13 protein-coding genes are annotated in these 14,432 nt (G+C 62.2%); all 13 read right to left on the bottom strand.

Annotated elements, in window-relative coordinates; genetic code table 11:
- Positions 1–31 precede the first annotated feature (31 nt).
- Entirely contained in the window at positions 32–1,342 is a 1,311-nt protein-coding gene (locus VWZ87_RS07945; RefSeq protein ID WP_416536290.1) for an NAD(P)/FAD-dependent oxidoreductase, read from the bottom strand.
- A gap of 117 nt (positions 1,343–1,459) precedes the next feature.
- Positions 1,460–2,818: a glutamine synthetase family protein gene (locus tag VWZ87_RS07940; protein WP_340545216.1), complete on the bottom strand. Its 1,359-nt coding sequence runs from the start codon at positions 2,816–2,818 to the stop codon at positions 1,460–1,462.
- On the bottom strand, positions 2,818–3,498 hold the full coding sequence (locus VWZ87_RS07935) for a type 1 glutamine amidotransferase (protein ID WP_416536289.1): 681 nt from the start codon (positions 3,496–3,498) through the stop codon (positions 2,818–2,820). Before VWZ87_RS07935 ends, VWZ87_RS07940 begins: the two co-directional genes overlap by 1 nt.
- Before the next feature lie 71 nt (positions 3,499–3,569).
- Complete coding sequence (locus tag VWZ87_RS07930) at positions 3,570–4,904, bottom strand: glutamine synthetase family protein (RefSeq protein ID WP_340545218.1); 1,335 nt, start codon at positions 4,902–4,904, stop codon at positions 3,570–3,572.
- A gap of 191 nt (positions 4,905–5,095) precedes the next feature.
- Positions 5,096–5,902 (bottom strand): ABC transporter permease, encoded by an 807-nt coding sequence (locus tag VWZ87_RS07925; RefSeq protein WP_340545219.1) that lies wholly within the window; start codon positions 5,900–5,902, stop codon positions 5,096–5,098.
- The gene (locus VWZ87_RS07920; protein WP_340546298.1) at positions 5,899–6,780 is read right to left on the bottom strand and encodes an ABC transporter permease; all 882 of its coding nucleotides are present in this window, start codon (positions 6,778–6,780) and stop codon (positions 5,899–5,901) included. Before VWZ87_RS07920 ends, VWZ87_RS07925 begins: the two co-directional genes overlap by 4 nt.
- A gap of 113 nt (positions 6,781–6,893) precedes the next feature.
- Positions 6,894–7,604 carry a transporter substrate-binding domain-containing protein gene (locus tag VWZ87_RS07915; protein WP_340545220.1) on the bottom strand — a complete coding sequence of 237 codons (711 nt, stop codon included), beginning with the start codon at positions 7,602–7,604 and terminating at the stop codon, positions 6,894–6,896.
- A 35-nt stretch (positions 7,605–7,639) separates the two neighbouring features.
- Positions 7,640–8,419 carry an ABC transporter ATP-binding protein gene (locus VWZ87_RS07910; protein ID WP_340545221.1) on the bottom strand — a complete coding sequence of 260 codons (780 nt, stop codon included), beginning with the start codon at positions 8,417–8,419 and terminating at the stop codon, positions 7,640–7,642.
- 278 nt (positions 8,420–8,697) lie between these two features.
- Positions 8,698–9,483, bottom strand: coding sequence for a phosphate/phosphite/phosphonate ABC transporter substrate-binding protein (locus VWZ87_RS07905; protein ID WP_416536288.1), 786 nt, complete (start codon positions 9,481–9,483; stop codon positions 8,698–8,700).
- A complete protein-coding gene (locus tag VWZ87_RS07900) occupies positions 9,480–9,920 on the bottom strand; it encodes a TerB family tellurite resistance protein (protein ID WP_340545223.1) in 441 nt (146 codons plus the stop codon). Before VWZ87_RS07900 ends, VWZ87_RS07905 begins: the two co-directional genes overlap by 4 nt.
- The gene (locus VWZ87_RS07895; RefSeq protein ID WP_340545224.1) at positions 9,917–10,459 is read right to left on the bottom strand and encodes a TerB family tellurite resistance protein; all 543 of its coding nucleotides are present in this window, start codon (positions 10,457–10,459) and stop codon (positions 9,917–9,919) included. Before VWZ87_RS07895 ends, VWZ87_RS07900 begins: the two co-directional genes overlap by 4 nt.
- Before the next feature lie 42 nt (positions 10,460–10,501).
- Positions 10,502–10,795 carry a DUF1330 domain-containing protein gene (locus VWZ87_RS07890; protein ID WP_340545225.1) on the bottom strand — a complete coding sequence of 98 codons (294 nt, stop codon included), beginning with the start codon at positions 10,793–10,795 and terminating at the stop codon, positions 10,502–10,504.
- Positions 10,796–11,075: 280 nt separating this feature from the next.
- Complete coding sequence (locus tag VWZ87_RS07885; protein WP_416536287.1) at positions 11,076–14,186, bottom strand: valine--tRNA ligase; 3,111 nt, start codon at positions 14,184–14,186, stop codon at positions 11,076–11,078.
- Positions 14,187–14,432 lie beyond the last annotated feature (246 nt).

The raw sequence follows: 14,432 nt of genomic DNA, 5'->3' as shown, positions 1-14,432 counted from the left end.
GGTGATCCCCTGTGGCCTGGGCCGCGCAGGATCAGACGCCGATCCGGTCGCGCAGCGCATACCAGGTCATCGCCAGCGCCAGCAGGGGGCTGCGCATGGCGGTTCCGCCGGGAAAGGCGGGGGCGGGTACGCGGGCCATGGTATCAAAGCCGTCGCTCTCTCCGGCGATGGCCTGCGCCATCAACTGGCCTGCATGGGTGGCGGTGCCGACGCCATGGCCGGAATACCCCGAGGCCGAGAGCACATTGGGCGCCAGCCGCACCAGATAGGGCATCCGTTTCATGGTGATCGCGAGGGTGCCGCCCCAGGCGTAGTCGATCTTCACATCGCGGAGATGTGGAAAGATCTGGACCATCGGCTTGCGCACGGTGGCGGCGATATCGCTGGGGAAGCGGTAGCCATAGCTTTCACCACCGCCGAACAGCAGGCGGCCGTCATGGCTGAGCCGGAAATAGTTCACCACAAATTTGCTGTCGGCCACCGCCACATCGCGGGCCAGTACCCGCGCGGTTTCGGCGCCAAGCGGCGCGGTCGCGGCGATGAAATTGTTGATCGGCATCACCCGCGCCGCCACGCGGCGGTTGAGCCCGCCGAGATAGCCGTTGCAGGCCAGCACCAGCTGATCGGCAACGACCTCTCCCGCCGCGGTGCGCAGCCGGATCTGCTTGCCCTCGTCGATGTTCAGAACCTCGCTGCCCTCACAGATCCGCACACCGGCTGCCGCAGCGGCACGGGCGAGGCCAAGCGCGTATTTCAACGGGTGCAGATGCGCCGCCCCCATATCGAGTGAGCCGCCGACATAGGCGGGCGAGGGGCAGATCGCCTGCAAACCATCGTGATCCAGGGCGGTGATCTCCTGGTAGCCATAGCGGTTCTGCAGATGCTCCACATAGCGGTGTTCGTGGTCGACCTCGCCCTTTGAGAAACAGGCATGGGCAATGCCGGGCTTCAGATGGCAGTCGATATCGTGGCGCGTGATCAGCGATTTCACCAGATCCTTGGCGTTCTCTGCCAGCTGCCAGAGCTTTTCGGCATCCGCTGTACCCAGCAGGTTTTCCAGCCCGTCCTGTTCCATACGCTGACCGCTGCCAAGCTGGCCGCCGTTGCGACCGGAGGCACCAAATCCGACGCGGTTGGCCTCCAGCAGGATCACCGAACGCCCGGCCTCGGCCAGATGCAGCGCCGCCGACAGCCCGGTGTAGCCACCGCCGACAACGCAGACATCCGCGCGGGCGTCGCCCGTCAACGGCGCAAAAGGCGCCAGCGGCGTGGCGGTTGCGGCATACCAGCTATCGGGATAGGTCCCTTTGCGGTCGTTGGAATAGAGCAGGTTCAACCCCATGGCACACCTCAGTCCCCGGCAGTCGCCGCCCCATGTCCGGTTACGCGCAACTGCCTGTCATCTTTCCATAAATACTCACCGGCGCTGACCTCGGCGGAGAGATCAGCGCCGGCAGTTTTAGACGTTCATCAGCAGATGCTCGCGCTCCCAGGGGGAGATCACCTGCAGGAATTCGTCATATTCGGCGCGTTTCACGATCGAGTAGACGCGGGCGAACTCGGGTCCCAGCACCTCATGCAGGGCGGTGGCCTCTTCGAACAGGTCGAGCGCCTCGCCCATGACCTGCGGAATGTCGCCATCCCCGTCATAGGCGTTGCCCTTGAACTGCTTGCGAGGGCGCTTTTCCTCCATCAGGCCCAGATATCCGCAGGCGAGCGACAGAGCGATGCCCAGATAGGGGTTGCAGTCCATGCCGGCGATGCGGTTCTCCACCCGCCGCGCTTCGGGGCCGGACAGCGGCACGCGGATGCCGGTGGTGCGGTTGTCGCGCGCCCATTCCAGATTGATCGGCGCGGCGTGGTCCTTCACGTAGCGGCGGTAGGAGTTCACATAGGGTGCCATCACCGCAAGGCCTGCGGGCAGGTGGTTCTGCAAACCGGCGATAAAGTGGAAGAAAGCATCCGTCTCGCCGCCCTGCGGGCCTGAGAAGATGTTCTCGCCGGTCTCCATATCGATCACCGAATGGTGGATGTGCATGGCAGAGCCCGGCTCATCCTCGATAGGCTTGGCCATGAAAGTGGCAAAGCAGTCGTGGCGCAGGGCGGCCTCACGGATCAGCCGCTTGAAGTAGAAGACCTCATCCGCGAGCTTCACCGGGTTGCCGTGGCGCAGGTTGATTTCCAGCTGGCCCGCGCCGCCTTCCTGGGTGATGCCGTCGATCTCGAACCCCTGCGCTTCGGCAAAGTCGTAGATGTCGTCGATGACGGGGCCGAATTCGTCGACCGCGGTCATCGAATAGGCCTGCCGTGCCGCGGCGGGACGGCCGGAGCGGCCCATCATCGGCTTGATTTCATGCGCCGGGTCCAGATTGCGCGCGACCAGGAAGAATTCCATTTCCGGCGCCACAATCGGCTCCCAGCCTTGATCGTGATACAGCTGGACCACCCGCTTCAGCACGTTGCGCGGGCTGTAGGGGATCGGGTCGCCGTCCCGGTCATAGGCGTCGTGGATCACCTGCAGCGTCCAGTCCGCCGTCCAGGGGGCGGCGGTGGCGGTGGATATGTCCGGCTTCAGCGTCATGTCCTTTTCGATCCAGCCGTCGTCATCCGCAGCATCAGCCCAGTCGCCGGTGATGGTCTGGTAGAAAATGCTGTCGGGCAGGTGGAAATAATCCTGCTTGGCAAATTTGGATGCCGGCACCGCCTTGCCTCGGGCGATGCCCGGCAGGTCCGAGATAACGCATTCGACTTCGTCGAGACGACGCCCCTCCAGATAGGCTTGTGCTGCTTCGGGAAGAGTGTCGAGCCAGGCTGACATCAGGTCCTCTCTTTCTTGAAAAAGGCATTGAGGAAGTTTGCGATTTCGTCCGATTGGACGGGGTGATGCAGGTCGGCGCTGGCAGCGTCCAGTATCTCATCGGGGACCACGCCGCGACCGCGGCTGTCGATCAGACCGCCGACAAAGCTGCTGGCGAATTCCGGGTGCGGTTGCAGGGTCCAGATATGATCGCCATAGGCCAGGATGCCGTTCTTGCAGTGGTCGTTGCCCGCCAGCACGCGGGCGCCTTCGGGCAGGGCGGTGACCTGATCCTGATGCCAGGCATTGAGCCGCAGGGGCTTGCCGTCCATCTGATACGTCACCGGGCCAACGGCCCAGCCGCCTGCGAATTTCTCCACCTTGCCGCCGAGCGCCTGAGCGATGATCTGATGGCCAAAGCAGATGCCGACCAAAGGCTTCTTGCGGGCGTGAATTTCGCGGATCAGATCCTCCAGCGGGGGGATCCAGTCGTGATCCTCATAGGCGCCATGTCTGGAGCCCGTGATCAGCCAGCCATCCGCCGCATCGGCGCCGGAGGGGAAGACATTGTCGACCACCGCATAGGTGTCGAATTCAAACCCGCCGTCGGCGAGCAGGGTGCGGAACATCTGGTCATAGTTGCCGGCGCTGTCGATCAGGTTTTCGGGCGCATGGCCGGTTTGCAGAATGCCGATTTTCATAAGTCACCAGTTAGAAAGGAGTTCGCTGCACGGGACGATAGCCCGCCGTCAGGACGGCGGGCAAGAGGCCGTCAGACGGTATCCAGGTAGATCTCCACCCGTTCCTCCGGGGTGAGTTCTTCCATGTAATGCAGCTCTTGGCGTTTGGTCAGCACCATGTTGCGGATCATCTCGGCGGAGAAGAACTGCGGGATGATCTCGGAGCTCTCGAATGCGTCGATGGCGCTTTGCCAAGTATTGGGCACCTGCGGCAGGTCCAGCGCATAGGCGTTGCCGGTGATCGGCTCATTGGGGTCGATCTTGTTCTCGATCCCATAGAGCGCGGCGCCGAGGATGGCGGTCAGCATCAGATAGGGGTTCACGTCGCCGCCGGCAAAGCGGTGCTCGATGCGGCGCGCCTTGGGGCTGCCCGAGGGCACGCGGATGGCGGCGGTGCGGTTCTCATAGGCCCAGCAGATGCCGGTGGGGGCATGGGCGCCCGGCACCATCCGGTCATAGCTGTTGCCATGCGGCGCAAACACCAGGGTGGAATCGCCCATGGCCTTCAGACAGCCGCCGACAGCGTGGCGCATGGCATCGGTGCCCTTGGGGCCGCCATCGTCAAAGATGTTGTTGCCGTCCTGATCCAGCACAGAGAAATGGGTATGCAACCCGTTGCCGGCGTAATCGTCATAGGGTTTGGCCATGAAGCTGGCAGCGAAACCGTGGCGGCGGGCAAGACCCTTGACCAGCATCTTGAACAGCCAGGCGTCATCGGCGGCGCGCAGGGCGTCGGGACCGTGCATCAGGTTGATTTCGAACTGGCCCAGACCCGCCTCGGAAATCGCAGTATCGGCGGGGATGTCCATGTCCTCGCAGGCGTCGTAGAGATCGGTGAAGAAGGTGTCGAACTGGTCCAGTGCCCGGATCGACATGGTCTCTGCTGCCTTGCGGCGCTTGCCTGAGCGGGGAGAGGTCGGCACCTGCAGTTTTTTGCCGCTGTCGTCGATCAGGAAGAACTCCAGCTCCACCGCGACCACCGGGGTCAGCCCCAGTGCCTTGTAGCGGTCCACCACGGCGCGCAGCGCATGGCGCGGATCGCCCTCATAGGCGCGCCCGTCTTCGCGGTACATCCAGATTGGCAGCAGCGCCGAAGGCGCGTCGAGCCAGGGCATCGGCACAAAGCCACGTTCGGTTGGCTTCAGCACGCCGTCGGCATCGCCGCTTTCAAACACCAGCGGGCTGTCGTCGATATCCTCGCCCCAGATGTCGAGGTTCAGGACCGACAGCGGGAACCGGGTGCCTTCCTCTACCGCCTTGTCGGCAAAGCGGGCAGGGACGCGCTTGCCCCGGGCCTGACCGTTGATGTCCGCCGCCGCAACGCGGATGGTGCGCACATGCGGGTTTTTCCTGAGCCAGTTCTTCATTTAATCACCTGACGGTTTCGAGGGCACCACCGGCCGCCAGCGCCCCCGGATGGGGCGCAGCAGGGCCGGGGCAGTTTATCACCCCTGGTCCAATTTTTGATCATAACTCAGTATAACCTAGAATTTGTCCATGAACTCGCAGGATTCTGCGGCCAGAAACTCAGGTTCTAAATTTGATCAAATAATGGATACTACCGGATCAGATTAGGACGCAAGCGAATTTTTTTCCGCCGGTCCTGCGGCAGATGTGCGTTCAGACGGGTATTGATCGCGCCAAAGAGGGTGATCACCGCCAGCGTCAGCAGGATGAAATAGAAGGCCAGGATCGGGTAGGGCACGAAGGGGTTGAAGGTCTTGTCCGCGAAATAACTGGCGTAGTAGAGCGCATCGCCGCGCTGTTGCCATGCCGGAAAGCCGGAGAAGAACACCAGCGTGGTGGCGTGGAAGAGAAAGATCGCTTCGTTGGTGTAGGAGGGCCAGGCCAGCCGCATCATCGTTGGCCACATGATTCGACGAAACCGGGTCCAGCCGGAGAGGCCATAGGCATCTGCCGCCTCGATATCGCCCTTTGGGATCGACCGCAGCGCGCCGTAGAAGATTTCGGCGGAATAGGCGGCGGTGTTGAGGATCAGCACGATCAGCGCCCCGAGCCAGGCCGCCGACAGCGGGTCAAAGATGGAGGACACCGATTTCAGTTGCAGGAACAGGAAGTAGGCAAAGAAGAACTGGATGAACAGCGGCGAGCCACGGAAGATGAAGATGAACCATTCCGCAGCTTTGCGCAGCGGCGTGGAGGTGGAATTCTTGGCCAGCGCCACGCCATTGGCGATGACAAACCCGATGATGACGGCGATTGCGCCGAAATAGATGTTCCACAGCATCCCCGAACCGATCAGCACAAACTGGTCGCAGAGGGTGAAATCGCTGCGCGGCAACATGCGTTCGCCGATGCCGAGGGCGCGCAGGCCGTAATCTTGCAGTGTCTGGATACAGCTCATGACGCTTTCCTTTGCGCTTCGCCGGCCAGCGTGGCCTGACCGTGGGAGAGCCGGTCGCGGATCCGGTCCAGCACCAGTTCGGAGAGTTTGGTGAACGCGAGGTAGAAGACCAGAAGGCCGAGGAAATACCACATGCGCCAGTCGCCATGGGGGTATTCGGTGAAGCGGGCCGTCTTGGAGCCGCCGAGTTCACGTGCCCAATAGACGATATCCTCAACCCCCAGCAGGAACAGCAGCGGCGTCGCCTTGATCAGGACCATCCACAGGTTCGACAGACCGGGCAGCGCATAGGTCCACATTTGCGGCACCAGAATGCGCCAGAAGGCCTGTCGGTGGCTCATGCCATAGGCTTCGGCGGTTTCGATCTGGGCGCGGGGCACAGCGCGCATGGCGCCATAGAGCACATTGGCGGCAAAGGCGCCGAAGACGATAGCGAAGGTGACCACCGCAAGGGTGAAGCCATAGACCTCATGGATCCACTGTTCGGAGGTGCTAAGCGGCATCTTGGCGATGTCGCAGACAACAAAGTCATTGCCCTGGCGCACCGGCGCGTCCCAGTCGGGGCATTTCACCTGATGGCGCAGATATTCGATGCCCTGATCCAGAGCGATGACGAAGAACAGGAAAAAGGCAATATCCGGCACGCCGCGCACAATGGCGATATAGGCCTTGCCCAGCCAGGAGAGCGGCGCGAATTGCGCGCGGGCAGCCATGGCGCCGCCAAAGCCGAAGGCCAGCGCCGCGGGCGCGGTGACAGCCAGCAGCAGCAGAACCGTCCCGAAGGAGGCGTAGAAGGCAAAATGCTTGCCGGTGGTGAGATAACAGCTCAGCCACTGGAAACCCTCCAGGCTGGCCGGATCGGTGCAAAAGGAGAAGATGGCGGGCCTCGTTCGGACAGGGACCGGTCAGGGCGCCACAGCGGAGCGGGACCGGTCAAGGGCGAAGGGGGGCATGCCGCCCCCCTTCCTTGATATCAGGATGATGCGAGGGCTCAGAACCGGCCTTCGATCTCCCATTTTTCCAGCAGGGCGTTCAGCGAGCCGTCTGCCTTCATCGATTCGATGGCAGCGTCGAACTTGCCGCGCAGCTCATCATCGGATTTGCGGAACGCCATGCCGATGCCACCGCCCAGCAGCACGTCCTCAGCTACGAAGGACAGCTCGGTTTCGTCGACGATCGGGATCAGGAAGTCCTTGTCGGCCATGACCGCGTCGACTTCGCCAGCTTTCACCGCAGCGACGGTTTCATCCGGGGTGGGGAATTCGACCAGGGTGGCGCCGGTGGAGGCGACATGGGCGGCCTGAATGGTGGAGGCCTGTGCTGCCACAACGGCGCTGTTCACATCGACATCAGCCGACATCGCCGCATAGGCGGAGGGCGACGGGCGGGTGTAGCCGGTGGTGAAGTTCACAACTTCCTTGCGCTCTTCGGTGATCGACATGCCGGCGATGATGGTGTCGTAGTTGCCCGACAGCAGGTTCGGGATGATCGAATCCCAGTCATTGGTGACCCATTCGCAGTCCAGTTCGGCGCGCTTGCACAGCTCGTCGCCCAGCTCACGCTCAAAACCGTCAACCTGACCGTCGTCGTTCAGGAAGTTGTACGGAGGGTAGGCGCCCTCGGTGCCCAGACGCACGGTGTCGGCCATTGCGATACCGGCCGTAAGAGCCAGCGCAGCGGTGCTGAGGATAAGAGATTTCATGAGGTTACTCCCGTTTGGTTTGGTTGTTATGATGATTATTTACCGTGTCGCGTGGAGGCAAGAAAGCCCCGCAGGCGTTCGGAGCGGGTGTTGCCAAAGAGTTCGTCCGGGCAGCCTTCTTCTTCGATGAGGCCCTTGTGCAGAAAGACGATATGGCTGGACACATCTGCGGCCATGTTCATGTCATGGGTCACGATGATCATGGTGCGGCCTTCGGCTGCGAGATCCTTGATCACCCTGACCACTTCCTGTTCCAGTTCGGGATCAAGAGCAGAGGTCGGTTCGTCAAACAGCAGCGCCTCGGGTTCCATGCAGAGTGCGCGCGCAATGGCGGCGCGCTGCTGCTGTCCGCCGGAGAGCTGCGCGGGATAGGCATCGCATTTGTCGCCGATCCCCACCTTGGTGAGGTATTTGCGCGCGGCCTCCTCGACCTCGGCACGGTCGCGACCGAGCACGGTCAGCGGCGCCTCCATGACGTTTTGCAGAATGGTCATATGGGCCCAGAGATTGAACTGCTGGAATACCATCGACAGGTTGGTGCGGATGCGCAGCACCTGTTTCGGGTCCGCGGGACGCCGCGCAAGACCGCGTCCTGACCAGCGGATCGGTTCGCCTTTGAAGAGGATGTCACCCTCCTGGCTGTCCTCCAGGAGGTTGCAGCAGCGCAGCAGGGTGGATTTGCCCGAACCGGATGATCCAATGAGAGAGACCACATCGCCCCGGTGGGCGGTGATATCAACACCTTTGATCACTTCCAGCTCGCCATATGACTTGTGCAGGCCGCGGATTTCCAGAACTGGTGTTGTGTCGGTCAAGGTGTCTCTCGTTCAATTGTCGTTGAATTCGTCCTTATTGGACCGAAAAAAAGAGCGGATGCAACGTGCAAACCGATAAGGCCGGTGCGGAATTTATCATTTTGGCGGGTAATCTGATCAAATTGTACTCATACATGTGGAGGCTGTGGCAGATGCGAGATCTGCCTGTAATCAATGGGCGAGTTTGTGGCCCTTCGACTGCTCGCGGCGTGGTTGTCAGGCCCTCGCGCACCCTCCGGGCCTGCTCAGCGCGGGCCCTGAGGGCGGGAACCAAGGGGTCAGACTGCGGCCTGCTGGCGGATGGATTGTTCCGTCAGCACCGGCCCGAGCGGTGTCGGGACCGCCAGATAGGCGCCGGGGGCAATATCGCTGACGCCCTTCAGGTGCAATACCTGACGGTGGGTCTCGTCCAGCTCGGCGACAGCCTGGGCCACGGCGGCGCGCAGCGGAACCGGGTCGCGGGTCCGGGCGGTGATCAGCGGCAGGCCCGGCGTCGGTTTGGTGCGGGCGATTTCCACAAGCTCCGTCGCCCAGTCGTCATGCTGCTGCATCAGCGCCCAGCTGACGGCATCAAGTGCCGCGAAATCTGCGGTCCCGTCGGCGACGGCGCGGGCGGATGCGCGATGGCTGCCGGATTGGAACAGGCTGCCGGGCAGCAGCGAGAGGTCGCGCAGGTGCATCATCGGTGCGGCCCAGCCCGATTGCGAGAGCGCTTCGTTATAGGCAAAGCTGCCGCCCGCGATGGTCCGAAGATCCGCGCCGGATCGGTCGCGATGGGCGACAAAGACGCTGGTGTAATAGCCCGGCGGACAATCCGCGACGCCGTGGTCCAGCGTGGTGACCAGATTGACCTGTTCATAGAGCCGCGTGCGGTAGGGCAGGCCACAGGTCTGCGCCAGCAGCAGTGTCGAATCGGACCAGATCGACCAGAGGTCGCCGCCTCGGCTCAGGGTTTCGGGGGCCTCGATTGAGGCATCGGCCAGAGCGCTGCGGATCGCCTGCCACAGGGCATCAAGCGCTGCGGCGGTTTCCGGGCGATCATACATCGCCAGGCTGGCAATCATGAGCTGGCCTCGGCGCGTTGGCGGGCGCGGGCGCTGTCCATATCGCTGACCCCGAGCAGGCTGGCGGAAAGCCGCAGGAGCGCATCCTCGGCGTCGTCGCGTTTGCCATCGGCCAGCACCACCTGCCACAGCGCCTCGACCACGGCCATGCGGTTTTCATAGGGCACCGCGTCCTTGATCGCGCGGGTGAAGCGGACGGTGTCGGGGGCCTCGGCCTCCAGCGCCTCGGCCTGTTCGCGCAGCAGGATCGCACCGCCCATGTCGAGGTCGTAACGAGCGCGCAGGATCCGGTCGATCCGGTCCCGTTCGTCATCGGAGTAATTGTGATCGGAGCGCGCAATCCGCACCAGCAGCGCGCAGAGCGCCAGTCGGGCGTCGCGGTCATCCAGCGGTTCGGGCGCGGGCGCCAGAAGCCGTCCCAGCAGTTCCTTGATCATGGTTGCGGTTCCCTGTCTGGAATGGGCGGCGGCGGGGTGTCCTCGGCCGTGCCTACAGCCTGCGGTCGCTGGGCTGCGGCAATGGCTGGCTCCGGGGCGAGCAATTTGCCCTGCGCGCGGGCGCGGGCGGTGTCGCTGTCGGCCCTTGACAGACCCATCGCCTTGCGCGCGTCCTCGACGATTTTCATCTCGCCGGGGTGTTCGTGACCATCGGCCAGCACCACCTCCCAGAGCGCATCCAGCGCCGCGAGCCGTTCCTCAAGCCCGGTGGTTTCGCGGATCAGACGCCCGAATGTGTCGGTTTCCGGCGCGGCGGCATGGAGTTTTTCGCAGGCGGCACGGACCTTTGCCGCCTCGATCGCATCGTGCTGGTAAAGGCGGGCCAGAATGCGGTCGATCAGGCTGATTTCTTCCAGCTGGTAGTCGCGATCCGATTGCGCCACACGCACCAGAAGCGCACCCAGCGCCAGCTCGGCATCCGGGTCCGGCTGGGCGGGGGTCTTTTGCGGTCGAAAGACCTGAAACAGTTTCTTCAGCATGGCATTACTCTACTGTTGAGTGCGTCCAGGGCCAAGCGGGTCCTAGTCGCCGTAGCCTTCGATGATTTCCATGTCGCCGGTTGCGACCGGATCGCGCAGCGCCTTGGCCTGCTGGTAGGCGACAGAATCATAACAGGCCTTGGCGGTGGCGAAATCCTTGAACTCGATGACCACGGTGCGCGCGCGCGTCTGGCCTTCGCGCACTTCCTTGGCACCACCGCGGATCAGGAATTTCGCACCATATTCGGCAAAGGCGGTGGCATTGGCTGCGACATAGTCCTTGTAGCGGTCCATATCATCAACGTCGACATGGGCGACCCAGTATCCTTTGGGCATGGGGGGTCCTTTCTGGCGCGGATATCAAGCTGTTGGCACAGGCTGATACAGAACCGGAGCAAAGGCAATGACCGCGTTGTGTGGTTTTTCCCCTTATGGGGACGATTTGACGGGATGGCTCAGCCAGGAGGGCAAATCGGGGCGGCAGATCGCGCCGTTTATGCAGGGCACATGACCTGATCGCGGGCGGTTGCTGCCGCAGCGCTGGATCTCATCTTTGGAGATCGTATCGGGGCAAGCCGGTAGGAATACCAATGGCTTGCCCCGCAGTTTGTTGTGATCAGCCGATCTCGGCAAGGCGCGCGAGCGCTTCCTTCACCTTGGCTTCTTCTTCCTCGCGCAGGTTCAGGTTTTCGCGGGCCTCGGCGACCACCTCTTCGGGGGCGGAGGCCGCGAATTTGGGGTTGTTGAGACGTCCGCGCAGGCCGCCCAGCTCCTTGGCCAGCTTGCCCAGGGTCTTCTCCAGACGCGCCTTTTCGGCGTCCACGTCGATGACATCCGCCAGCGGCAGGCCGAAGGAGGCACCGGGGGCGGCGACGCTGGCGCAGCCCTTGGGGAAGGTGTCGACCTGTTCCAGCGTGGTGATGCGGGCCAGTTTCTGGATCATCGCCTCGTTCTTCTCCCAGGCGCTGCGCGCCTGATCGGAGAATTCTGTCACCACCATCGGGATCTTGGCGCCCGCCGGGACGTGCATCTGCGCGCGGGTGGAGCGGATGTTCTCGATCGCGGTGATCACCCAGTTCATTTCGGCGTCCGCATCGGCGTTCACCAGCTCGGTGCCATAGGTCGGCCAGTCTTCATGCACCAGCATGTTTGACCGCTTGGCGGTATTGCCCCACAGCTCCTCGGTGATGAAGGGCATGATCGGATGCAGGAGGATCATGCACTGATCCAGCACCCAGCCGAGCGTCTGCCGGGTTTCGGCGATCACCGCCTCATCCTCGGAGCCGAACAGTGGTTTGCTGAGTTCGATGTACCAATCGCAGACCTTGCCCCAGACAAAGGCGTAGAGGCCGAGGGCGGCGTCGTTGAAGCGGAAGGCCTCAAGGGCGGCGTCCACCTCGACCCGGACCTTGGCGGTTTCGCCGATGATCCACTGGTTCACGGCAGCCTTGGCATCGGGGATGTCATAGGCGGGGGTGTCGGCGTCATAGACATTGTTGAAATGGGCGAAGTTCACCGCATTCCACAGCTTGGTGCCAAAGTTGCGGTAGCCTGCGATGCGCTGCATGTCGAGCTTCAGCACGCCACCAAGGCTGGCCATCGCCGCATTGGTAAAACGCAGCGCGTCGGCGCCGTATTCGTCGATGATCTCCAGCGGGTCGACCACGTTGCCGGTGGATTTCGACATCTTCTTGCCCTTGGCATCGCGGACGAGGCCGTGGAGGTAGACGGTGTCAAACGGGATGCGCTGTTCGACCGGCAGATCCTGATCCAGAACCGCCAGCTGCATCATCATCATCCGCGCAACCCAGAAGAACAGGATGTCCTGACCGGTGACGAGGGTCGAGGTCGGGAAGTACTTCTTGGTCTCCTCGGTCCACTCGGGCCAGCCCAGCGTGCCAATCGGCCAGAGGCCGGAGGAGAACCAGGTGTCGAGCACGTCGGGGTCGCGAAGCAGCAGTACAAAGTTTGCAGAACCGTCTTCTTTCCCGGCTTTGTTACCCGACTGCGAAATAAACGTGGCTGTTTCAACTTCGTCATCCCAGAGGAATTTTGCGTTTTCCTGTGGGCTGTTATAAGCGAACTCAACCTCGTAGAGTGCTTTGGCTTTTTCTTCAGCTTCACTCGCTGAGGATGCACAAATCATGACCTCCATGCGCGAATAGTCGAATTTGCCGGTAGCTTGGTCTTTGACTGGCCCATACCAAACCGGGATCTGATGGCCCCACCACAGCTGGCGCGAGATGCACCAGGGCTCGATGTTCTCCAGCCAGTGGTAATAGGTCTTCTCGCCCGACTCCGGCAGGATCTTGACGGTGCCGTCTTTCACCGCATCCAGCGCGGGGCCGACGATCTTGGCCGCGTCCACGAACCACTGGTCGGTCAGCATCGGCTCGATTACCACTTTGGAGCGGTCGCCGAAGGGCTGCATGATCGGCTTGTTCTCGACGTAGGGCACGGTTTCGGAGACTTCACTCTCGTTGCCGTCCTCGTCCTTGATTGTTTTGGTCACGGTCTGCATCACCGCCAGACCTTCGGCGGTGATATCGGCGACCACGCGTTTGCGCGCCTCGAAACGGTCCAGGCCACGGTATTCTTCCGGCACTAGGTTCATCGCGGCGATGCTGGCTTCGGTGAACTCTGCCTCGCCATTGGCGATGGCCTGTGCTTTGGCGGCTTCCTCGGCATAGGGCGCGCCGTCGCTGCGCATATTCGCCTTGGTATCCATCAGGTTATACATCGGAATGCCGCCGCGTTTGGCGACCTGATAGTCGTTGAAATCATGCGCGCCGGTGATCTTTACGGCGCCAGAGCCGAAATCCTTGTCCGGGTATTCATCAGTGATGATCGGGATCAGGCGGCGGTGCGCCTTGGGGCCGACCGGGATTTCGCACAGCTTGCCCACAATAGGCGCGTAGCGTTCATCCGAAGGATGCACAGCCACCGCGCCGTCGCCCAGCATGGTTTCGGGACGGGTGGTGGCGATGGAGATATAATCGCGCTCTTCCTCGAGGATGACATTGCCGTCCTCGTCCTTCTCCACATAGGTGTAGGTGGCCCCACCGGCGAGCGGGTATTTGAAGTGCCACATGTGGCCCGCAACCTCGATATTCTCCACCTCAAGGTCGGAGATCGCGGTCTCAAAATGCGGATCCCAGTTCACCAGCCGCTTGCCACGGTAGATCAGCCCCTTGTTGTACATCTCAACAAAGACCTTGATCACCGCATCGTGGAAATTGGGCGAATTCTCATGGCCCGTGCGGGTGTCGCCCGCAGCGCCGGCCATGGTGAAGGCGGTGCGGTCATAGTCACAGGAAGCGCCAAGGCGCTTCAGCTGGTTGATGATGGTGCCGCCGGATTGTTCTTTCCATTCCCAGATCTTTTCCAGGAACTTCTCGCGGCCCAGTTCTCCGCGGGAGGGCTGCTGGGTCTGGGCCAACATGCGCTCCACCACCATCTGGGTGGCGATGCCCGCGTGGTCGGTGCCGGGCTGCCAGAGCGTGTCATACCCCTGCATCCGTTTCCAGCGGATCAGGATGTCCTGAAGCGTGTTGTTGAAGGCATGGCCCATGTGCAGGACGCCCGTGACATTCGGGGGCGGGATCATGACGCTGTAGGTTTCGCTGCGCTTGGCGTTTGCACCTGCGCGGAAACAGCCTGCCTTTTCCCAGGCCTCGGAAAGCCGGGTTTCGGCTTCGGCTGCGTTAAATGTCTTGTCCATCGCCATCGGAATGTCCTGCCTGCGTATCCATCTAATCGGCTCATCCCATAGCGAATGGCGGGGGAAAGGGAAAGGCTCGATAGGAGGCGGCGGTGCTGGCGGGGCGGTGTTGGCAGATGATTTTTGAAAAACCAAAATTAATTTGGAACGATCGCGGTGATAACGGCGTTTTAAGCTTAATCCGGCACGGTTGGTGGTGGGGATATCGGGATGCAGATGACAGTGAGTGATGTCGCGCCCGGGTCACCGAGG

Source organism: Phaeobacter sp. JH20_37 (genome assembly GCF_048056015.1).
Classification (GTDB): Bacteria; Pseudomonadota; Alphaproteobacteria; order Rhodobacterales; family Rhodobacteraceae; genus Phaeobacter; species Phaeobacter bryozoorum.
Note: the sequence above shows the minus strand (reverse complement) of the source record. Positions and strands in the feature narration are given on the sequence as shown.